The sequence below is a fragment of the Novosphingobium aureum genome (assembly GCF_015865035.1).
GTDB lineage: Bacteria > Pseudomonadota > Alphaproteobacteria > Sphingomonadales > Sphingomonadaceae > Novosphingobium > Novosphingobium aureum.
Genome location: NZ_JADZGI010000001.1, coordinates 521798 through 542992, shown reverse-complemented (window position 1 = coordinate 542992; position 21195 = coordinate 521798). Strand labels below are relative to the sequence as shown.

19 protein-coding genes and 1 tRNA gene are annotated in these 21195 nt (G+C 66.9%); 9 read left to right on the top strand and 11 right to left on the bottom strand.

Going from position 1 to position 21195, the window contains the following annotated elements; genetic code table 11:
* Positions 1-55: 55 nt before the first annotated feature.
* Positions 56-142: transfer RNA gene (locus I5E68_RS02630), tRNA-Leu, on the bottom strand.
* 365 nt (positions 143-507) lie between these two features.
* Between I5E68_RS02630 and I5E68_RS20075 the strand changes: the two genes are divergently transcribed.
* Positions 508-1137 (top strand): c-type cytochrome, encoded by a 630-nt coding sequence (locus tag I5E68_RS20075; RefSeq protein ID WP_228726778.1) that lies wholly within the window; start codon positions 508-510, stop codon positions 1135-1137.
* A gap of 117 nt (positions 1138-1254) precedes the next feature.
* Here I5E68_RS20075 and I5E68_RS02620 read toward each other — a convergent pair whose 3' ends face one another.
* Complete coding sequence (locus I5E68_RS02620) at positions 1255-1548, bottom strand: EthD family reductase (protein ID WP_197160503.1); 294 nt, start codon at positions 1546-1548, stop codon at positions 1255-1257.
* Between the two features lie 15 nt (positions 1549-1563).
* Positions 1564-2181 (bottom strand): rhodanese-like domain-containing protein, encoded by a 618-nt coding sequence (locus I5E68_RS02615; protein WP_228726777.1) that lies wholly within the window; start codon positions 2179-2181, stop codon positions 1564-1566.
* Between the two features lie 92 nt (positions 2182-2273).
* On the opposite strand from I5E68_RS02615, the gene I5E68_RS02610 reads away from it, so the two are divergent.
* From I5E68_RS02610 to I5E68_RS02600, 3 genes are all read left to right on the top strand, one after another.
* Positions 2274-3098, top strand: coding sequence for a quinoprotein dehydrogenase-associated SoxYZ-like carrier (locus I5E68_RS02610; RefSeq protein ID WP_370463719.1), 825 nt, complete (start codon positions 2274-2276; stop codon positions 3096-3098).
* Complete coding sequence (locus I5E68_RS02605) at positions 3095-4063, top strand: quinoprotein relay system zinc metallohydrolase 1 (RefSeq protein WP_197160500.1); 969 nt, start codon at positions 3095-3097, stop codon at positions 4061-4063. Before I5E68_RS02610 ends, I5E68_RS02605 begins: the two co-directional genes overlap by 4 nt.
* Positions 4064-4263: 200 nt before the next feature.
* The gene (locus I5E68_RS02600) at positions 4264-5022 is read left to right on the top strand and encodes a hypothetical protein (RefSeq protein WP_197160498.1); all 759 of its coding nucleotides are present in this window, start codon (positions 4264-4266) and stop codon (positions 5020-5022) included.
* Positions 5023-5128: 106 nt separating this feature from the next.
* Here the strand turns inward: I5E68_RS02600 and I5E68_RS02595 are convergent, their stop codons facing one another.
* The 4 genes from I5E68_RS02595 to I5E68_RS02580 form a co-directional block, all read right to left on the bottom strand.
* A complete protein-coding gene (locus tag I5E68_RS02595) occupies positions 5129-5659 on the bottom strand; it encodes a cytochrome b (protein ID WP_197160496.1) in 531 nt (176 codons plus the stop codon).
* A 20-nt stretch (positions 5660-5679) separates the two neighbouring features.
* Positions 5680-7749: a TonB-dependent receptor gene (locus I5E68_RS02590; RefSeq protein ID WP_370463718.1), complete on the bottom strand. Its 2070-nt coding sequence runs from the start codon at positions 7747-7749 to the stop codon at positions 5680-5682.
* A gap of 117 nt (positions 7750-7866) precedes the next feature.
* Positions 7867-9273: a porin gene (locus tag I5E68_RS02585; protein WP_197164452.1), complete on the bottom strand. Its 1407-nt coding sequence runs from the start codon at positions 9271-9273 to the stop codon at positions 7867-7869.
* Between the two features lie 163 nt (positions 9274-9436).
* Positions 9437-10462, bottom strand: a complete 1026-nt coding sequence (locus I5E68_RS02580; protein WP_228726776.1) for a PQQ-dependent catabolism-associated beta-propeller protein — start codon at positions 10460-10462, stop codon at positions 9437-9439.
* Positions 10463-10632: 170 nt separating this feature from the next.
* On the opposite strand from I5E68_RS02580, the gene pedF reads away from it, so the two are divergent.
* The 5 genes from pedF to I5E68_RS02555 all read left to right on the top strand — a co-directional run bounded on the left by pedF (position 10633) and on the right by I5E68_RS02555 (position 15286).
* Positions 10633-11076, top strand: coding sequence for a cytochrome c-550 PedF (gene pedF, locus I5E68_RS02575; RefSeq protein ID WP_197160494.1), 444 nt, complete (start codon positions 10633-10635; stop codon positions 11074-11076).
* A gap of 5 nt (positions 11077-11081) precedes the next feature.
* Complete coding sequence (locus I5E68_RS02570) at positions 11082-11969, top strand: substrate-binding periplasmic protein (RefSeq protein ID WP_197160485.1); 888 nt, start codon at positions 11082-11084, stop codon at positions 11967-11969.
* Positions 11970-12249: 280 nt separating this feature from the next.
* The gene (locus I5E68_RS02565; RefSeq protein ID WP_197160483.1) at positions 12250-14004 is read left to right on the top strand and encodes a methanol/ethanol family PQQ-dependent dehydrogenase; all 1755 of its coding nucleotides are present in this window, start codon (positions 12250-12252) and stop codon (positions 14002-14004) included.
* A gap of 89 nt (positions 14005-14093) precedes the next feature.
* Entirely contained in the window at positions 14094-14774 is a 681-nt protein-coding gene (locus I5E68_RS02560; protein ID WP_370463751.1) for a response regulator transcription factor, read from the top strand.
* Between the two features lie 71 nt (positions 14775-14845).
* A complete protein-coding gene (locus I5E68_RS02555) occupies positions 14846-15286 on the top strand; it encodes an acyl-CoA thioesterase (RefSeq protein WP_197160479.1) in 441 nt (146 codons plus the stop codon).
* A gap of 7 nt (positions 15287-15293) precedes the next feature.
* On the opposite strand, the gene I5E68_RS02550 is transcribed toward I5E68_RS02555, so the two are convergent.
* The 4 genes from I5E68_RS02550 to adh all read right to left on the bottom strand — a co-directional run bounded on the left by I5E68_RS02550 (position 15294) and on the right by adh (position 21051).
* On the bottom strand, positions 15294-17612 hold the full coding sequence (locus tag I5E68_RS02550; protein WP_197160477.1) for a PAS-domain containing protein: 2319 nt from the start codon (positions 17610-17612) through the stop codon (positions 15294-15296).
* A gap of 22 nt (positions 17613-17634) precedes the next feature.
* The gene (locus tag I5E68_RS02545; protein ID WP_197160469.1) at positions 17635-18789 is read right to left on the bottom strand and encodes an FIST N-terminal domain-containing protein; all 1155 of its coding nucleotides are present in this window, start codon (positions 18787-18789) and stop codon (positions 17635-17637) included.
* A 151-nt stretch (positions 18790-18940) separates the two neighbouring features.
* A complete protein-coding gene (locus tag I5E68_RS02540; RefSeq protein ID WP_197160467.1) occupies positions 18941-19372 on the bottom strand; it encodes a DUF779 domain-containing protein in 432 nt (143 codons plus the stop codon).
* Positions 19373-19530: 158 nt separating this feature from the next.
* Positions 19531-21051 (bottom strand): aldehyde dehydrogenase, encoded by a 1521-nt coding sequence (gene adh / locus I5E68_RS02535; protein WP_197160465.1) that lies wholly within the window; start codon positions 21049-21051, stop codon positions 19531-19533.
* Between the last annotated feature and the right edge of the window lie 144 nt (positions 21052-21195).

Genomic DNA, 21195 nt, shown 5'->3' with positions numbered 1-21195 from the left:
CCCGGGAGCGGGGGTGCCCGAAGGCAATGTTCATTCCGTTTTCAGAAAATCTGCCTGGTGCGGTCGAGAAGACTCGAACTTCCACGGGCTTTCGCCCACAACGACCTCAACGTTGCGCGTCTACCAATTCCGCCACGACCGCTAAATCAGGGGAGCTTTCTTAGAAGCGTCCCCGGGCAGGAGCGCGCCCCTAGCAAAGGAATTTTGACCCTGCAAGCGCGACGTGTCGATTATTTTGAATCTTTCTTCGCCCCCTCATCCCAAAGCGGCCTAAAACCCTGAAGAATCTGGGATTTTCTGCCATCTGAAAAGTTGGAAGCCGACGCCTTCGTCGCAACGGGAAATAGCCGCACGCCAATGCGCAGGACAGCCGCCGCGCGAATCTCGGATCGCCACGCCCATGCACCGCGAGGCACTTGCGCCCGGCGCGAAGGACCAAAGTTCAATATCGCGGCCCACCCCTTCGTGCGAGACGGGCCCTCGAAAAACGAACGGGAGACCTTTTCGATGCGCAGCCAGCGGGCGACGGGTGTCGCCACCTTCGCTACATTTGCAATCCTCGGCCCGGCGCTGCTCGGCCTCGCCGCATGTTCGGGCGAGCCCGATACGCCGGAGGCCGTCGCCACCGAGACCGCCGCCGCCTTGGCCAGCGAGCCTGCTGTCGCAAGCGAAGCTGCCAGCGAGCCGGTCGCGAGCGAAGCGGCTCCCGAGGCGAGCCCCGAGCCTTCCGCAACGCCGAGTGCTTCGGCCACAACGCAGCCCGAGCCCAAGCCGGAGCCCAAGCCAAGCCCGAGCCCGACCAAGGCAGCCGCGCCTGCCCCCGCGCAGGTCCCGGTCGCCGCAGCCGAGCCCCCCAAGTCCTTCGCGCGCTGCGCGGTGTGCCACAACGCGACCAAGGGTGCAGGCGACAAGCTGGGACCCAATCTCTACGGCACCTTCGGTCACCCGATGGGCCAGGGCAGCTTTGCCTTCTCGGATGCTCTCAAGAATTCGGGGCTGACCATGGACGAGGCGACCCTCGACAAGTGGCTCGAGAACCCGCGCGCGCTGGTGCCGGGCAACCGGATGAGCTTCCCCGGCCTCAAGGACGCGGCGAAGCGCAAGGAAATCATCGAGTACCTCAAGCAGCAGCGCTGACGCTCCACGCGCGGCCCGCTGCCACACGCCGAGAGGCCCGCCCGGCACCTGCGCCGGACGGGCCTTTTTCCTGCCCGGTACTTCGCTGCTCGGGACAAGACCGTGCCGTGTACGAAGTCACTGCGTGCGAAAGATCACCGGCTCGATTTCGGTGAAATTGGCTACATCTGCGAGAACCCGGGGCGTGCCCGCATCCCCGAGCGCGGCATCGATCGCGGCCTGGTCGGGAAAGCGCAGCACGACCATCGCCGCGAAGGGCTGCTCGCCCTCGACCGGGAAGAATATCTCCGCCCCGCTCAGCCCGTGCGGCTCCCATATGCTGCGCACGAGATCGGCATGGGCACCGGCGTAATAGTCGCGGTCGAAGCGTGCACCTGCGCGCGCAGGATAGGAAACGATGAGGCTGGGCACGATCTTGAGGTCCTTTCAGTTGCTCTGGGGGATAATGACCGGGACCGGCGTCGCTGGCGCGAGGCGCAGCCCGTGCGCGTGCCAACCTTCGATGCCTTCGGAAAGCCAGTAGACGCTCGCCCCTCGCTCACGCGCGAGGCGGCGGGCGGCGTTCCAGCCCATCCAGCAGTCGGTGCGGCAGAACAGCACGACCGGGAGAGCGGGACGCTGCGCGCGCGCGGTGTCGACGCTGGCGAGGAGCGCTTGCCACACGGCTCCCTCGACCGGCGCGCGCCCGGCCTCGGGATGCCACAGCGCGCCCGCGATCGTCTCGTGGGCCTCGGAGAGATGCCATCTGCCGGTATCGGGATCGCGCCAACCTGCGGAGACCGGCAGGACGTCGACGAACAGCGCATCGCGTCCCGGCACGAGCCGCGCCGCATCGCCGAGCGCGATGCGCCTTGCAGGAGCCGGGGCACGGTCGACAGGCGCACGGTAACGCCCCGTGCGATAACCTTGCACGTCGAACAGGCCCGCAACCTCGGGCGTCGGTGCGGCATGCATCGAGGTGCAGGCCACAAGACCTGTCAGCGGCATTGAGACCACCATGGCGCGGACGCTGGCCCAGGCGGCACGGCTTGTTCTGGTTCGCATCGCTTCTCCCGGGATGACGTCGCGAGAACGGCGCGCCTTGCCCTTTGGTGCAATATGCCGTGCCCGCGCATCGCCTTACATTGACCCTTGGTATGATGCGCCTTGCCCTCAAGCCCCTGCGCGCCGCCTGGCTCGCCTCGCTGCTCGCCTGCGGCACGGGCCTGCTGCCCGTCTTCGCGGCTGCGCAGGGGAACGAGGAAACCGGGGAGCGCTCCCTGCCCGCCGATCCGCTCGGTTCGCCGATGTGGGCCTATCACGCACAGCGCCTGTTTCCCTCGGGCGAGATCGTGTTCGATCCCTCGGTCAAGGTGCAGATCCCGCAGATCGCCGAGAACCAGCGCGAGTTCCCGGTCACCGTCGATGCCCGCGCGCTGACCGGAGTCGTGCGCATTGTGGTCTTCGCCGATCTCAACCCGATCCCGGTCGCGCTCGAATACGAACCGCTCGCCGCCGAACCCTTCATCGCCACGCGCATCAAGCTCGACCAGCGCACCCCGGTGCGCGCGGCCGTCCTGACGCGCGAGGGCACCTGGCACCTTGCGGGCCAGTGGATCGACGCTGCGGGCGGCGGCTGCTCGGCCCCGCCGGTCAGCCGCGTCAGGGGCGACTGGGCCGAGCACTTGGGCGAAATGCGCGCGGCGAGCTGGCGCAGCGCCGAGGCGACGCGGCTGCGGGTCGCCTTCCGGCACCCGATGGACACCGGCCTCGTCGAGAACATACCCGAATATGCGCTCGAGAGCCTTGTCGTGCGCGGTGCGGACGGCCGCGAACTGGCGCGCATGGCGATCCAGGCCTCGGTCGCGGAGGACCCGGCCTTCACCCTCATCCTCCACGAGACGGGCGAGACGCTCGCGATCACCGGGCGCGACGGTGCCGGGCTCGAATTCACCGGCGCGGTTCCGCCCGGCGGCGCATGAGGGTTACCCGGCGCAGTCTCGTGGGCGCGGCCCTTGCCGCCCTGCCCGCCTCGCTGACCTTGCGCGCACTACCAGCGCAGGCCGAGACATTTGCGGGCACTTACGATCCGCAGGCTGAGGCAATCGGCCCCGGCATCTGGATGGTGCGCGGCGCCGACGCGCCGATCGCCTTCGCCAATGGCGGCGCCATCGCCAACGCAGCGATCCTCGACAGCGAGGCCGGGGCCATCCTGTTCGATCCCGGCGTCTCGCGCGAACACGGTGCTGCACTTGCCCGGCTCGCGCAGGCGGTTACCGGCAAGCCCGTCGCGCTCGTCTACGTCAGCCACCTGCATCCCGATCATGCCATGGGCGCCGCAGCCTTCGACCCGGCCATCGTCCACGCCCTGCCCGCGACGCGCCATGAACTGGAGCGCGACGGCGAGGGCTTTTCCGATGCCATGTACCGCCTCCTCGCCGACTGGATGAAGGGTACCACGCTGGTCCTGCCGCAAGGCGATCTGAGCGAGGGAACGACGCGCTTCGGAGGACGGTCCTTGCGTCTCTTCGCTATGGCAGGCCACAGCGGCGGCGATCTTGCCGTGCTCGACGAGGCCAGCGGCACGCTGCTTGCGGGCGACCTCGTGTTCCACGACCGTGCGCCCTCGACACCCCATGCCGACCTTGCAGCCTGGCGCGCTTCGCTCGAGCGGCTGGAACAGATCCCGCACCGCCAGCTCCTGCCAGGACATGGCCCGATCGACAGCGGTGGAAGCGATGCGGCCATCGCCCAGACCCGCGACTGGCTCGACTGGCTTGACGGCACGCTACACGAGGCCGTCGCCAGCGGCCTGACGATGAGCGAGGCGGGCGAAATCGCGATCCCCAAGCGCTTCGCAGGCCTTGCCGCCGCGCGCTACGAACTGCAGCGCAGCGTCTCGCACTTCTATCCCACCCTAGAGGCACAGCTGCTGCCGCGCCGCTAGTGTGAGGCGCTTGGGCGGCGTGGACAAAATCGAAGGTCCGGTTTCGCCCATTGCGGACGTCAAGCTGCTCCCACAATATGATGCATTGCGCCCTTGGCAATTAAACCTTGAAATGGTTACGCTACCTCCGAAGGGAGCGCGGCGTGCGAACATTCACCAGCTACGTCTCTGAGTATGACGAACATCGCGGATCGCGGTCGATGAACGATCTTTCGCGGGACGAACAGAATGAGTTGATCCAACTCATGTTTGAGCCTGAAGGCGATTTCCACGCTTTCGTAATGCAACATGACCTAAACCACGCTCAACCGAATGGTTTGTGGACTATAATCGTTTCGCTCGGCACGCTCCTTGAACGCAAATCGGTCATCAAAGAATTTCCGTCAGGCGCACCGGCGGATCGTGACTGGATAATCAATATGCTGGCGGGGTCGCGCCTTTGGCTGAGGCTTGAAGAAGCATTCGATCCGTTTGACAGAGCCGTCCGGCGGACGGAGTACGATTGGAGTGAGATCGAAACCTTTGGCGCTCGCGATGCGATTTCAGAGATGACCGACGACAATGTTGCCACGCGGCTCAAGGGCTTCCTCGCACCCGCGCCGCGCGATCCCGATGGGATTGAGCAACGATTGGCCTATCAGGATTTCGTGAAGCGGTGGGATGCAGGGAATCTAGAAGTTTTTGTTGATCGCGGCCTTGCTGTGCAGAGCTACCAGCTTTCGCGGAGCATTTGGACAACCGTCCTTCCGCTCACCTTTTTCGTCGGCCTGATCGCTTTTATCCCGGTGATGATCTTTGTCGGCTTCTGGTGGGGCTTGCTGGTTCTCGCGCTGGCAATCCTGTCCCGGAAAATGCTGACCAACAAAGCAGATGCGTGGGTAAGAAAAGAGGCGCTCGCTGACCGCACTCGCTATCGCTGGTTCACGGCGCGCGGGGTGGTCTGGGCAAGGCTGCGCTAGGCCTTTCGTTTCTACCGCAAATCACGCTCGTACGTGATGTCCGCTAACCACTCCAAGTCTGTCGCTCGGGTAACTGCCGAATTTGACCGCGCGGTCTATCCGGGCGTCACAGCATCCGACGCAGCACGCCATCGCGCAGCACGAAGTGATGGCGCAGCGCCGCAGCCGCATGGCCGAGCGCGAGTGCCAGCAAGAGCCACCCGCCGATCGAATGAAACCCGTCGCTCAGTTCCACGAGCGCGCTGCCCTTGGTGACGGAAAGCTTGGGCAGGTCGAACAGGCCGAACCAGGTCAGCGGGTACTTGCCCGAGGAAGCCATGATCCAGCCGGTCAGCGGCATGGCCAGCATGAACAGGTAGAGCGCGACATGGACCAGCTTTGCCATGAGCACTTCGAGCCCGCTCATCGTCTCGGGATAAGGCGGCGCGGTCCAGGTCATGCGCCAGACGAGGCGCAGCACCGAGAGCGCGAGCACGCTCATGCCGATCGCCTTGTGCACCGGCATCAGCGAGACCACGCCGTCTAGCGGTTCGTGCAGCAGGCCCAGCGCGATGTTCACGAGGATCAGGACGGCGATCGCCCAGTGCAGCGCCCGTGCGCCCGCGTTGTACCGTTCCTCGCTCAACCCTCGTGCCATTACCGTGCCCCCGCCAAGTCTCAGATCCCCCAGCGCAGCCCCGCCCAGACGGTGCGCGGCTGCGCGAGGTCGATCGAGCCTCCTTGATTGCGGGTCACGATCGTTTCGTCAAACAGGTTCTCGCAGCGCAGCACGAGACTGGCGCGGGCGACGAGCGGGATGCGCGCGAAGAGGTCGAGCGTGGTCGCGGCGGGCACGACGTCCGTCTGGAGATCGTCCTCGTACTGCGCGCCCGCATGGCGCAGCGTGGCAGAAAGGTTCCAGCCTTCGGCGGGCACCAGTCCCAACGTCAGCGAGGCCGCGAGCCGAGGGGTCTGCGCCGGGCGCATGCCGGTAAGCGCAGAGGCCGCCCCGTCACGCACTTCGGCATCGGTCCAGGCGAGCGATCCGTCGAGGCGGAGAGGGCCACGCGCGGCGTGCGCGCCCAGTTCGAGGCCACGTGCACGGATCTCTTCGACATTGCGCCGCTGGCGCAGGTTGGTCGCTATGGTGACATTGGCGATGGCATTCTCGATACGGTTGTCGAAGGCGGTCGCGGTCAGCTGCACGCCTTCGAGCGGGACCAGCTCCAGACCGGCCTCGAAGCCCTTCAGGCGCTCGTTGCGCAGCTGCGCATTGGCGAGCGTGGTCACCGGGAACACGGTGAAGGGCCGGTAGAGTTCGTTGAGCGTGGGCAGTCGCAGCCCCGAATAGGCCGCACCGCGCAGCGCTATTCCCGAGCCAAGCGCCAGCCGCGCGCCGCCGCGCCATGACAGGCTCCAGTCCGAACGATCCGCGTAGTCGCTGCGCTCGGTAAGCGTGCCGTCGGCCGAACGCACCTCGTAGAAGCCATTGGCGATCACCGAGCGGTCCGCGCGCAGGCCGCCGGTCAGGGTCAGCGCGCCGAGCAGCCAGTCGTCCTCGATGAACAGGCCGAGGTCGGAGTTGTCGCCGCCCGCACGGCGCCGTGCGGTGACCGCCCCGCTCATCGCGCTCAGCGCGGTCTCCTTCATCGTGCCCGAGGAACGCCGCCAGTCGGCACCCATGCGCAGCACGTGCGCATCGCCGAGCGGCGGACGCAGTTCGAACTTGCCGCCGATCCCGGTCGCGGGCGTCGCATACTGGTCGAGCACCGGCACGTAGCGGGTCGAGGAGACGACGACGTTGCTGAAATCGCGCGCCTGCAAATAGGCCAGCGCATCGAATTGCCAGCGACCGCGCCCGACGAGACGGATCGAGGCATCCTGCCCCTCGATGGCACTGTCCGCCCCCTCGAAGCGCAAGGTGCGATCATCGCGATAGGCAAGCACACGCGTCTGCAATTCGACGTCGGGGGAGAGCGGGGTGACGCTGCGCAGGCCCAGCGACCACGATTCGTAAGCCGCGCGCACGCTTGCCGGGGCGCGCTGGTCCTCGGGCGTGGTCCAGAACCCCTTGCCCCGGTCCCAGCGCCCCGAGAGCACTGCGAAGCCACCGGCTAGGCGCGGCGCAATGGCCGCGCTCACCTCGGTCTCGCCGCGCTGGTTGGCTAGCAGGCTGGCAGAGACGAGGCCGAGCGTCTCGGCATCGGCGCTCTCCAGCTCGATCGTGCCCGAGAGCGCGCCCGCGCCGAACGGGCCCGAGCCGCCGCCGCGCGTCACCCGCGCCGCGCGCAAAGTGTCGGGCGAGAGCGCTGAGAGCGGGACATAGCCGAAGAAGGGATCGACCATCGGCACGCCGTCGAGCACCACCAGCGCGCGGCTGGTGGCATTGCCGCCTAGTGCGCGCAGGGTCACGCCCTGTGCCGAAGGGTTGGATGAGCGGCTGTCCGAGCGCCGGTACTGCTGGAAGCCCGCAATCGACGAGAGCACGTCTTCGATACGCCCTGAGGGCGCGGAGACCATTGCCTCGCGCGTGATCTCGCGGGTCGAGTAGACTGGCGCTGCCGGTGTCTGCTCAAGACCGCCGCCGGTGACGACGATCACGCCGTCGGCAGGGCCGAACTCGGCGTCGGCGGCATCCTCGTCGGCCCAGGCAGGCCGTGCTGTCATGGAGAGCGAAAGGGCCATGGCGAGCGCGCCGAGGGCGACCACCGACCCTGCCGGGGCGTGCCCGGCATGCAGGGAGTTCATGGGCTGCGACCTTTGTGTCTGGCGGCCGCCGCAAGTGCACCGGCCACCCGGGTCCCGGGGCGGGCGCGAGTATGCTCCTCGCGCCCGCCCCGGGGTAGGGGAAGTGTGAAGGCTACGTCAGAAGAACAGGATTCCGCCGAGCGCGAGCGCATCGCTCGAAGCCTGGTTGCCCGAGTGGGCGCGCGACTTGGAGTGGATGTATTCGCCGATCAGCGTGACCCAGCTGGTCATGTTGTAGCGCACCTGTCCGACGTAGCTGGAATTGGTCTTGAGCAGGTCCGGGTTGGCCGCGGCATCGGCGGCATTGGCGTAGTCGAGCGAGCTCTCGCCATAGGAACCGCCCACCGCGAACTTGCCGAAGGTCGCGAGGCCCTGGACATAGAAACCGTCGCTCGAGCGCGGGTTGCCGTTGATGTCGGTATCGAACAGGCCAAGCACCGTCGTGCCGAGGCCCTTGGCGGTATAGTAGTAGCCGGTCACCGCGAGCGGACCTGCGGTGACCTTGCCGCCAAAGTCGATGCCCTTGCCGGTATAGTCGCCGCCGCCGAGGATATCGTGGCTCTGGGTGATGCCCGAGACCCACAAATGCCCGGCCACGCCGCCCATCGTGGCATCGTACGTGACCTTGCCCTGGAACCCGGGCGAGGCGTTGTCCTGCGCGGGGCCGGTGAGCGAATCGAGCGGCTGGAACACGCCCGCACTGGCCTGGAAGCCACCGAGCTTGGGCGAGGTATAGGTGATCTGCGGCTGGAAGTCGGTGTAGATGTAGCCCACACCGATCCGGCCCAGCGTCGTGTTGCTGGGCGCGACGTTGTTGCCCGGCGTACCCGAGGACAGCAGCGTGATGTCGTTGAGGATCGCATCCGAGCCGAACAGGCCGATGTCGCGGCCGATCTTGACCGTGCCGAACTTGGGCTTGCCGAAGGTCATGTAGGTCTGGCGGGCATCGATGCCCGCGGTCGCCAGCGCGGTGGGCTGGCCACCGTTGTTCGCACCCAGCGCCCCCCAGGCCGCCGAGTTGATGCCGGGATAGAGCCCGAAGAACGCTCCGATGTCCCAGCCCTGCTGCTGGGTCGAGACCGAGACCGTGAGATAGCCAGGCAGCAGGCCGTTGCGCACCGCGCTCGAATTGCGCGTCCCCACGCTGGCGATGCCGCCGACCACCGAGGTCGTCGCCGAGGGCGTGTCAGGGCTGTCGTGGACGTAGAAACCGTTGACCGAGCCGCCGAACTTGATCGTCGCGGGGCCGACCTCGAAGCCGATGCCACTGTCGGTCATGCGCACCATGCGATCGGGATCGAAGGTGGCGGGCGCCGGAGCACCGCTGGCTGCGGGTGCACTGGCCACAGCAGGCGCCTCGGCCTGCTCTTCGGCAAGCAGCTCGTTGTATTCCTCGTCTGTCAGAATGCCCTTTTCATGAAGACGCTTGAGCAGGGTCTCGCCGGTACCGGCGAATGCCGGCGCAGCAGTCATGGCGAGTGCCCCCAGCGCGACAGTGCCGCGCAGCATGATCCTTGAGATCATCATCCTTCCCCCTTCGAGGTTATTGGTGTCGTCTATTCCTGCGACTGTGGGGAAGCATGCGGCGGCGCCGGTGGCCGCGAAATTGGACTTTGGGTCCTTGTACTTTGGGACTAGGCAATTCGCCGGATTCGCGCGCTCACACTCCAAGAATGCTGCGCAGCATTCACGGTGCGAGCGCGACCCCCCAGGGACCTTTTCCCGCAGGGATCGTGGCGACCACCTCGAGCTTTGCAATATCGACCAGCGACAGCGTGTCACTGGCCCCGTTGGCGACGAGCGCACGCTCGCCCTCGGGCAGGATCGCGAGGTGCCAGGGCCGCTCGCCCACCGCGACATAGCCGCGCACCGTAGCGCTGGCGACGTCGACCACGGCGAGGCTGTTCGCACGCCCCAGCGCGACCACCGCGGTGCGACCGTCGGGGGTGAAGCGGATCCCGCAAGGCATGACCTTGTAGGCCGGCACGCCCGGCGGTGCGAAGTGCAGCGTGCGCGCCACCTTGCGACTGGCGACGTCGACCATGTGCACCGTGCCGGCCATCTCCGCGGCAACCCAGACCTGCCTGCCGTCGGGCGTGAACTCGACGTGGCGCGGGCGCGCGTCGGTCTCCATTTCCTCGATGACCGCATGGCTCGCGGTATCGACCCAGGCGACGGTGTTGTCCTCCTCGCTGGTGACCAGCAGCCACTTTCCGTCAGGGCTTTGTGCAATGCCCTCCGGCTCCTCGCCGACCGCGACCTGCCAGGCGACCTTGCCCGCGACGAGGTCCACCGCGGTCGCCGCCGCGTTGTCTTCGTTGGCGACGAAAAGCGTCTTGCCGTCGTAGCTCGTGAAGAATTGCTCCGGATCGGCCCCGGAGGGAAGTCGGCGGACCAGCGCGCCGGTCTTCGGGTCGCGCACCTCAACCGTGTTGTCGAGGCTCGCACAGACCAGCAGGTACTTACCGTCGCGCGTCAGCACGATGCCGCGTGGTCGCTGTCCGACCGGCCACTCGGCCACGACCTGCAGCGTCGCGAGATCGAGCACGGTCACGCTCGAAGCGCGCTCGTTGCTCACGTAGGCGAGCGGGCCTGCAAGCCGCGAGAGGTCTTGCTGCGGCTCGCTTTGCTGCGCCGCGAGCGGTGCAGCATGAAACGAAAGGGCCGTCGCCACGAGGAGACCGGCCAGCATGCGCCTGGGGCAATTGTCCATTGGACCATCCTAAGCCCCACGCGAGCGAGGGGAATTGCACCTTGGTCTGGTGCCGCGAAGGTCCCTTGTACCATTGTCCAATTGGGCGGGGGCAGTGCGCTGCCCTATCCCTGTCGACAACATTCGGGGAAATCCAATTCGCCCCGAGGTCGCAGAGGATGACTGAAACCATGACCATTTCCATCGGCCGCGGCGCCCTTTTCGCGGCGGCTGCCCTGACTTCGCTCTCGATCGCCTCGAACCTCTCGGCGCATGGCGACGTGACCCCCCAGGCGGTCGACACCTCGGCCCTGCCCGATATCGAGGGCGGCAACGACAACTGGCTGAGCGAGAATCCGTACACCGGCAACGCAAAGGCCATCGAGATCGGCGAAAGCGCCTACGGCCAGAACTGTGCGCGCTGCCACGGCCTCCAGGCGATCTCGGGCGGCATTGCGCCGGACCTGCGCTATCTCGAGCCGGGTGCGTCGGGCGACGAATGGTTCGTCGAGCGCTTCCGCCACGGCTCGAGCCACGACGGCAAGGTCTACATGCCGCCCTTCGGCGACGTGCTCGGGCAGAAGGCCGGCTGGGCCATCCGCGCCTGGCTCGAAACCAAGTACACCGACGAGTAAGGCCGATGGAGGGTAGTCGCAGGACCCTCCTCAAGGGTCTCTTCGCCGCCGCAGGAGCGCTGGCCGTGCCAGCCGCCCTGCGGCCCTCGCCGCTTTTGGCCGCCCCGCTCGACAAGGTCCGCGAGACCGGCGTGCTGCGAGTCGGCCTCTACACCGACAACCGCCCCTGGTCGTGGGAGCAGGACGGCAAGCCCGTCGGCATCGACGCCGATCTTGCCCGCGCGCTCGCACAAGCGCTCGGCGTGCGCGCCGACATCGCGCTGTTCATCGCCGACGAGGAGCTCTCCGATGACTTGCGCAACGTGGTGTGGCGCGGCGGCCTGCTCGGCTTCCAGCCCTGCGACGTCATGCTGCACGTGCCCTTCGACCGCGCCCTGATGCAGCAGGAGGACAACGTCGTCTTTCTCGCGCCCTACTATCGCGAAAGCTTCGGCGCGGCCTGTTCGCCCGATGCGGGCAACTGCGAGGTGGTCCCCGCCCAGTTCAAGGGCCATGCCGTCGCCGCCGAGCTCGATTCGATCCCCGATTTCTACCTGCTCGGCCATGCCGGCGGCGTGCTTGCAAAGGACGTGGTCCACAAGCGCACCGGCTACGATGCGATCGCCGCGCTCGGCACGGGCGAGGCCGAGTTCGCGGTCGCGAGCCGCGCGCAGATCGAGGCGGCCATGGCCGATGCCCCCACCTCGGGCATCCGCAAGCGCCACGGCCCGCTGCCGATGATGCTCTCGCCCGGCTGGGACATCGGTATCGCGGTCAAGGAAAACTCGCGCTCGCTCGGCTTCGCGCTCGAGGAAGAGATGGACGCGATGATGCACGACGGGCGCATGACAGCGCTCTTCGCTAGGCACGGTGTCGCCTGGCAGCCCGCACTGGCGAGCCAGCCGACAGCGTGAACGGGGGGACGGGGATGCCGACTGCGACCGGCGTCCCCCGAACCCGCAGGCGCTTTCGCCGGATTGGCGATCCCCTGCTCTTCGCGATTGCAGCCGAGGCGACGCAATCGAGTGCCTCTGCCTTAGACTCAACCTCCTCTGCCTAAGGCCAACCTCCTCCCAAGGTGCAATTGTTTGCCCTCCCGCGAGGTCTAGGCTGCTCCACGACGACCGGGAGAAGCGGGGGCAATATCCCGACGATAACAGGCCCGGCGCGATACCCTGAACAAGGAGGGATAGGATGAAGCGGCGATTTTCTCATTTCATCGCGGGTCTGGCAGCGGCCAGCGCCATGGTCGCGGCGCCCCTGGCGGCGCAGGCACCCGCGGGGCCGACCAGCGCGGACCTCATGGCCGACGCCACCACGCCCGGTGACGTCCTGAGCTACGGCATGGGGCCCTGGCAGCAGCGTTTCTCGCCGCTCGACAAGCTCAATGCCGACAACGTCACCAAGCTGGTCCCGGTCTTCGGTGCCTCGCTCGGCGGCGAGAAGCAGCGCGGGCAGGAAGCCCAGCCGCTGGTCTACGACGGCACGATCTACGTGACCGGCTCCTATTCGCGCCTCTTCGCCTTCGATGCGCGCACCGGCGAGAAGAAGTGGGAATACAACGCCCGCCTGCCCGACGGCATCATGCCGTGCTGCGACGTGGTCAACCGCGGTGCGGCGATCCACGGCGACAAGGTGATCTTCGCGACGCTCGATGCGCACCTGATTGCGCTCAACCGCGAGACCGGCAAAGTCGTTTGGAACAAGAAGACCGCCGATTACCAGGCCGGCTACTCGGCCACCGCCGCCCCGATCATCGTCAAGGACATGGTCATCACGGGCAACTCGGGTGGCGAGTTCGGCGTGGTTGGCGCGGTGCAGGCACGCAACGTCGACACCGGCGAGCTGATCTGGGAGCGCCCGGTCATCGAGGGCCACGTCGGCACTCTCAACGGCCAGCCCAACGGCATGACCGGCAAGCTCAACGCCACCTGGCAGGGCGACCTGTGGAAGACCGGCGGCGGGGCGACCTGGCTTGGCGGCACCTACGATCCGGGCACCAACCTGCTCTACTTCGGCACCGGCAACCCGGCCCCCTGGAACAGCCACCTGCGCCCGGGCGACAACCTTTATACCTCCTCGACGCTGGCGATCGATGCCGACACCGGCGTGATCAAGTGGCACTACCAGACCACGCCGCACGACGGCTGGGACTTCGACGGCGTCAACGAGTTCATCCCGTTCGACGGCAAGGTCAACGGCAAGGCGATGAAGCTGGGCGCCAAGGCCGACCGCAACGGCTATCTCTACCTGCTCGACCGCACCAACGGCAAGCTGCTGGGCGCGCACAAGTTCGTCATGCAGACCACCTGGGCCGACGGCATCAACCTCAAGACGGGGCGCCCCAACTACACCGCCGACGGGCGCCCGGGCGCGCCGAGCGGGTCGGAAAAGGGCAAGGTCGTGTTCTCCAGCCCCTCGTTCCTGGGCGGCAAGAACTGGATGCCTATGGCCTATTCGCAGGACACCGGGCTGTTCTACGTCCCCTCGAACGACTGGGGCATGGACATCTGGAACGAGCCCATCGCCTACAAGAAGGGCGCCGCCTACCTGGGTGCAGGCTTCACCATCAAGCCCATCGCCGAGGACCACATCGGTGCACTTCGCGCGATGGACCCTGTGACCGGCAAGATCGTGTGGGAATACAAGAATGCGGCTCCGCTTTGGGGCGGCGTGCTCACCACCCACGGCAACCTCGTCTTCACCGGCACTCCCGAGGGCTATCTCAAGGCCTTCAATGCCAAGACCGGCGAGGAGCTGTGGAAGTTCCAGACCGGCTCGGGCGTCGTGGGCTCGCCGATCACCTGGGAGCAGGACGGCGAACAGTACGTCGCGGTGATGTCCGGCTGGGGCGGCGCGGTGCCCTTGTGGGGCGGTGAAGTCGCCAAGACCTTCAAGGAGATCAGCCAGGGCGGCATGCTCTGGGTGTTCAAGCTGCCCAAGCAGTAGTCCAACCGGTGCGCTGGCCTCGCACGTTTCCCCGCGAGACTGGCGCACCACCCTTCCCCGGGATAAAGACCGTGATGTTCGCAACCGCCATGACGGAAAACAACATGGGTGAGACCGCCAATACCGACCGCGTCCTGCCCGATCGCGTGCTGATCGTCGACGATCACTCGCTGGTGCGCGACGGGTTGCGCTCGATTTTCGACGACGCCTTTCCGACCTGCGAGATCCTCGAGGCCGACAGTCTCGAAGCCGCACTGCGCACGCTCGACGAGAACGGCGACGTCGACCTCGTCCTGCTCGACCTCAACATCCCCGACGTCTCGCACCTCTCGGGCCTCGAATCCCTGCGCGACCGCTTTCCGGCGACCCCGGTGGTGATGGTCTCGGGCGTGACCGACCGCAACGTGGTGCGCGATGCGCTCGCCGCGGGCGCGGCCGGGTTCGTGCCCAAGTCGCTCAAGCGCGCGGCCATCGTCGAGGCGCTCGAACTCGTCATCTCGGGCGAGATCTACATGCCCGAGCTCGAATGCGACGAGACCGTCGCCGCCGAGGAGGAGATGATCCGCGCGCGCATCGAGAGCCTCACCCCGCAACAGCGCGTGGTGCTCGGCCATCTCGTCGCAGGCCGGCTCAACAAGCAGATCGCCTATGAGCTCGACGTCTCGATGACCACGGTCAAGGCGCACGTCTCGGCGATCCTGCAAAAGATGAACGTCTTCTCGCGCACGCAGGCGGTGATCATGGCAGGTAAGGTCGGCTTCCGGGGCTGAGCCCTGCCGCCAGCCGACCACGCCTGCACCCAAGGCTTGCGCGCGGGGCCGTGGCCGCTAGGTCGAGGGTCATGAGCCGCTCTCCCCTGCGCCCGCGCGAGGCCTACCGCGCCTTCGTCCCCGTCGCCACGCGCTGGCACGACAACGACATCTACGGCCATGCCAACAATGTCGTCTACTACGCCTGGTTCGACACCGCGGTGAACTCGTGGCTGATCGAGGCGGGACTGCTCGATCTCGACAGCACCGATGCGGACGCGCCGATCGGCCTCGTCGCCGAGACCGGCTGCCGCTACGCCGCCGCGGTGCGCTATCCGCAGGAACTCGAGGTAGGCCTCGCTGTCGCCCGGCTCGGTAATTCGAGCGTGACCTATCACCTCGGCCTGTTCGTCGCGGGCGAGGAGCAGGCCGCCGCCGAGGCGCACTACACCCACGTCTACGTCGATCGCGAAAGCCACCGCCCGGTCGCCTTGCCCGCACACTGGCGCGCGCGCTTCGCCGAACTCGCCTGAGCGTTGCTCAGAGCACTTCGAGCTGACGCAGCAGCGCGCGCAGGCGCGCGGGCTTTACCGGCTTGTTGAGGACCGGCAGGCCCAGACCCGCCATCAGTTCCTTGACCTCCTCGGTGCGGTCGGCGGTGATCACCAGCGCGGGGACCTTGCTGCCGGCCACTGCGCGCAGCCTTGCCACCGCCGCGTCACCGGTCAGGCCCTCGTCGAGATGATAGTCGACGATCAGCATCGCGGGGCCCTGCTCGAGCGCCTCCAGCGCTGCCGGATCGGACGGGTCGCGGGCGATCACGACGTCGAGCCCCCAGTTCTCGAGCAGCGCCTCCATCCCCGAGAGGATCGCTGGATCGTTGTCGACGACGAGCACCAGACCGCCGCTCGGGCGATGATCGCCGATCGCCACGGGGCCGGGTTCGGGAACGGTCTCGACCGGCGCCACGCGCGGCAGGCAGATGGTGAAGGCAGAGCCCTCGCCCGGCACGCTGTCGAGCGCGATCTCGTGGCCGAGCATCGCCGTCACCCGGCGCACGATGGCAAGCCCCAGCCCCTTGCCAGGGATCTTCTGCGTCTTGCCGACTCGGCGAAACTCCTCGAAAATCTCCTCGCGATCCGCCTCGGCGATACCGGGGCCTGTATCGCGCACGGTGATGCACACCTGCCCGCCGTTCTCTCCGCCGTGCTCATCGCCTTTCGCTTCGAGTTCGACGCGCACGCTGCCCGCCTCGGTGTAGCGGATCGCGTTTGAGACGAAGTTCTGCAGTACGCGGCGCAGGAGGCGCGGGTCGGAGCGTACCCACAGGCCCGTCTCGGCAATGTCGAATTCCAGCCCGCCAGCGCTCGCGAGCGGAGCGAACTCGATGCGCAGGGCATGGAGGATCTGTTCGAGTGCGACCGGTTCGACCTCGGGCTGGATCGCACCCGCATCGAGACGCGAGATCTCGAACAAGGCCTCGAGCAGGTCCTCGACCGAATCGAGCGCGGTCGAGGCCTGCTGGATCAGGCTGCGCGGCCTTTCGGGAAGCACGTGGCCGTCCATGGCCGAAACGAACAGGCGCGCAGCATTGAGCGGCTGCAACAGGTCGTGGCTGGCGCCTGCGATAAAGCTGGTCTTCGAGCGGTTGGCGGTCTCGGCCTCGTTCTTGGCCTCGACCAGCTGGCGGTTGACCTCGACCAGCTCGGCGGTGCGCTCGGCGACGCGGCGCTCAAGCGTCTCGGCGGTCTCGGTCAGCGAGCGCTGGAAGCGCACGTGGTCGGTGACGTCGTCGAAGGTAAAGACCATGCCCCCGTTCTTGAGCGGGACCGAACGCACGACCAGATGGCGCTCGGCCATCATGCATTCGGTGGCGAGCTGGCCCGCCGCGCGCGCCTCGTCCTCGCCGCGCCATTCGAGCGCCTCGGCACGGTCGAGCCCGCGCTCCTCGATGCACCAGCGCGCGAGCGCCTCGTGATGGTCGATGCTGAAGCTGCCCGAATTGTCGGCCAGCCCGAGGATGCGCAGCACGCCCTCGTTCCACGCCTGGAGCCGCCCCGTGGCATCGAAAAGGCATACGCCCTCAGACAAGGTGTCGAGCGTCGCCTGCAGCGCGAGGTTGCGCTCGGCCAGTTCGCGCGCACGCTGGCGTGCGTCCTCGGCCTTGACCGTGGTGATGTCGGTATAGATGCCGACCGTGCCACCCTGGCTGGTGCGCAGCTCGTTGATCTGAATCCAGCGCCCGTCGGCAAGCGCCTGGACATGCGCGCCCTGCGCAGCGCGATGATGCGCGACGCGGTCCTTGAGCCAGCGCCCGGGCGCGATGCGCGAATCGAGTGTCGCACCCGAGCTCGCCAGCCGGCTGGCCATCTCGGAGAAGGCGGGCGCCCGTTCGGTCAGCGTCTCGAAGTGCGGGAAGATCTTCAGGAAGGCGCGGTTGCACAGGATCATGCGGTCGTTGTCGTCGAACAGCGCGAAACCGTCGGACAGCGACTCGATGGCGTCGCGCAGCAGCACGCGCGCGGCCGTCGCATCGCCGTGCGCCTTGGCCAGTTCGGCATTGGCGCGGTTGAGCCTCTCTAGCGCATCCTCGAGCGCGCCGGTCCGGTCGCGCACCATGGCCTCGAGCGAGATCGCGGTCTCGAACATCGAGAAGGCGCCGCCCTGTATGTCGGTCGAACGCTCGACCCTGTCGATCAGCGCGGCGTTGATCTTCTCCAGCCGCCTGACCTGCGCGCGCAGGTCCTCGAGCTCGCGCCGCTCGCGCTCGGCCAGCGCGGTCGCAGGCGCGTCGGCCCCGGAGCCCTCGGCCCCTTCGCCCCGTGCCTTGCCTCGCGCGACCTTCCCGTCCTGCAGCATCTCTCGTCCCCGGCGCCTCGCCTCAAGCAGCCCTGCGCCCTATCGCCAGACCACTGAAGGTCTGGTTCATGTGGGCTGCGAGAAATTGCTCACCATAGGTGTTGAAGCCGAGCACCCGGTTCTCGACGTAGATGCTCGAGAGTTCGCGGGTGAGCTGGCGATCCTCGGCGTCGAGCCGGTTGAGCACGCAGTCGAAGCCGATCACCACGTCGATCTCGCCGATCTTGCCGCTCACGCCTTCGAACAGCTGGCGGGTCCAGGCGACGCGGTCGATCGATTCGCCGATCGAGAGCACCACGCCGCTGTCGATCGCGCAGTAGAAGGTCAGCGAACCGTCGGGATTGGCGCTCTGCACCGAGCGCACGTGGTATTGCCCGCCGGTGCGCACCAGCAGCGGATAGGCCGCGAAGAAGTGTGCATCGAGTTCGGCTCCGGGCATGCCGACCATCCGGCGATACTCATCGGCTGCGGGCATCGCGTTGATCTCGAAGACGGTGCGGGTCTCGGGATCGGCCTCGGTGATGACCATGCGCGCTGCGCCCGGCTGGAAGTAATTGGCACAGAAGACGTGCATCGGGCGACGGCTGGTCAGCACCGCGATCACCGCGCAGTCGCGGTGGAAGGCGCCCTCGTGCAGCACGCCGGTCTCGCGGAAGGAAAGACCATCGCCGCTCGAACCGCCGATCAGCTGGACATCGCCCAGCGCATGCTGCGCGGTCATGGTGAGCAGTTCCTCGCGATGCGAGAGGCCGTCGACGAGGAACAGCGCGACCTGATGCAAGCGCGGAACCGCGCCGTGGTCGAGCCGGGCGCCCGCGACCATCTGCCGGATCGCCCCTTGCGCTTCCTGGGGGTCGAAGTTGTCGAGATCGTCGAAGCGCAGCGAGACCATCGAGAAGCTGTGCGCGGGAAAACCGACGAGCAGCACGCTCTCGGCATCGTAGCCGCGGTCGGTCAGTTCGCCCGCGCTGGTGCAGCCGATCAGCGGCACTCCGGGCAGCGCGCTTTCCAGTGCGTGGGCCAGTTCGTCGCGGGCATAGCGGCGCGAGCAGAACAGCAAGGCTCCGGCGAGTTCGATCTCACCGATGCCCGCCACCAGTTCGGCCACCACGTCGGCGGGGTCCTCGGCGCGCGAGGAACAGCTCACCAGCGGGCGATCGTCGTTCCCGAGAGGCATGTGCACCCGTATCTTCTCCCAGTGATGCCTGTCTCTTGGCGGACAGTTTCAAACGTTTTTATCCTCCCGGTTCTAGGCCTATCGCGGGCGCTAGCCAAGGGTTTTGACGGAAGTCGCCATGGGGACGATCCCGAGGCGGGACCTGGCCTCGTCAGAGCGCTGCGCCATCGCCGCGCAGCGGCTCGCCCGCGGCTTCGAGCAATGCATTCTCGGCATCGGTGAAGACCCGGCTGCGGATCACGAAACGCACGCCTTCGGGGGCCTCGAGGCTCATGCCCGAACCGCGCCCGGGCACGACGTCGATGGTAACCTGGGTATGTCGCCAGTACTCGAACTGCGCCGCCCCGATCCACACCGGGGTCTCGCCGATGAGCGTGCCGAGCAGCACATCCTGCCCGCCGACGCGGAATTCGCCCGCGACGAAGCACATCGGCGCCGAGCCGTCGCAGCATCCGCCCGACTGGTGAAACATGAGATTGCCGTGGCGTTCGCGCAGTCGCTCGATCCACTCTTCTGCCGCCGGGGTTGCGAGGATACGCGGCGGTGCCTCGCCTTCGAGGGTCGGGGGCAGGTCACTGTTCATGGGCGCACTCCTCAACGGAAAAGGCGGCAGGTAGCCCACTGGGGGCCACCTGCCGCTTCGAGATTACCGGCGCCGCCGGACTGGTGGATCGAGAGAAACGGCGCCGGGGGAGAGAGCTCTTGGTCGGCTCTGTCAGCAAGCCTCGATGGCGAAAGTCCTCAGAAGAAGCCGAGCGCCTTGGGGCTGTAGCTGACGAGCAGGTTCTTGGTCTGCTGGTAGTGGTCCAGCATCATCTTGTGGTTCTCGCGCCCGATGCCCGACTGCTTGAAGCCGCCGAAGGCCGCGTGGGCGGGATACATGTGGTAGCAGTTGGTCCACACGCGTCCGGCCTGGATGCCGCGGCCGAAGCGGTAGGCGCGCGTGCCGTCGCGGGTCCAGACACCGGCACCAAGGCCATAAAGCGTGTCGTTGGCGATGCTGAGCGCTTCTTCCTCGGTCGAGAACTTGGTCACCGAGAGCACCGGCCCGAAGATCTCCTCCTGGAAGATGCGCATCTTGTTGTGACCCTCGAGCACGGTGGGCTGCACGTAGTAGCCTTGGGCCATGTCGCCCTGGTGGCTTGCACGCTCGCCGCCGGTGAGGACCTTGGCGCCCTCGTCCTTGCCGATCTGGATGTACGAGAGGATCTTCTCGAGCTGGTCGTTCGAGGCCTGCGCGCCGATCATCGTCGCGGGATCGAGCGGGCTGCCCAGCTTGATCGCCTCGACGCGCTTGATCGCCTTTTCCATGAAGGCATCGTAGATCGATTCGTGCACCAGCGCGCGGCTCGGGCAAGTGCAGACCTCGCCCTGGTTGAGCGCGAACATGGCGAAGCCTTCGAGCGCCTTGTCGAGGAAGTCGTCATCCTGCGCCATGACATCCTCAAAGAAGATGTTGGGGCTCTTGCCGCCCAGTTCGAGCGTGCAGGGGATGAGGTTCTCGCTCGCGTACTGCATGATCAGGCGGCCGGTCGTCGTCTCGCCAGTGAAGGCGATCTTGGCGATGCGCTTGTTGGTGGCGAGCGGCTTGCCCGCCTCGACGCCGAAGCCGTTGACGATGTTGAGCACGCCTGCGGGCAGCAGGTCGGCAATCATCTCGGCGAGCACCAGGATCGACATCGGGGTCTGCTCGGCGGGCTTGAGCACCACGCAGTTGCCGGCGGCAAGCGCGGGCGCGAGCTTCCAGGCGGCCATCAGGATCGGGAAGTTCCAGGGAATGATCTGGCCGACAACGCCGAGCGGCTCGTGGAAGTGGTAGGCGACGGTATCGTGGTCGATCTCGCCGATCGAGCCTTCCTGCGCACGCACGCAGGCGGCAAAGTAGCGGAAGTGGTCGATCGCCAGCGGCACGTCGGCGGCGGTCGTCTCGCGGATCGGCTTGCCGTTGTCGATGGTCTCGACCAGCGCGAGCTTGTCGAGGTTGGCCTCGAGCCGGTCGGCGATCTTCAGCAGCGTGTTCGAACGCTCGGTCGAGGAGGCCTTGCCCCATGCGTCCTTAGCGGCGTGCGCGGCGTCGAGCGCCAGCTCGATGTCCTCCGCCGTGCCACGCGCGATCTGGCACACGACTTGGCCGGTGACCGGCGAGATATTGTCAAAGTACTGCCCCTTGACGGGCGCGACCCATTTGCCGCCGATGAAATTGTCGAACTTCTCGCGAATGAGTGACTCACCCGAGAACTTGCTCATGGCCTGTTCCAGCATCCCCATGTCTCCGTAGTGTCTTGCTAGGCTTTTCATGGAGCATACTGGGCCTGCCGCCAGCGCCCGCCAATTGTACCATGGGACGATGAGGGCAGCCGCCGCAGGGCTTGCGCCGCGACGGAACGTGCCTGCGCCGCGACGCAG